Annotated in this window: 1 pseudogene; it reads left to right on the top strand. The window is 47.6% G+C overall.

Annotated elements, in window-relative coordinates:
* Window positions 1-212: pseudogene (locus tag VZP09_RS24440) on the top strand (ISNCY family transposase); the annotation flags it as partial.

Raw genomic sequence — 212 nt, 5'->3', positions numbered from 1 at the left:
GCCAACGCCTGGCTGGATACCTTCATCGCTGACTTCAATCGTCGCTTCGCAAGACCAGCAAAATACCCCAAAGATCTGCACCGCCCGGTGTCTGAAAGCAACGAAGAGCTGGATGATATCTTTGCTTGGCAGGAACTGCGTAAGCTGTCTAAAACGCTGACATTCCGCTATGACAAAATGATATATCTGGTTGAACCTACTGAAGAAAATAC

The sequence above is a fragment of the Klebsiella sp. EMBS2024 genome, from assembly GCF_036233805.1.
Classification (GTDB): Bacteria; Pseudomonadota; Gammaproteobacteria; order Enterobacterales; family Enterobacteriaceae; genus Klebsiella; species Klebsiella pneumoniae.
Note: the sequence above shows the minus strand (reverse complement) of the source record. Positions and strands in the feature narration are given on the sequence as shown.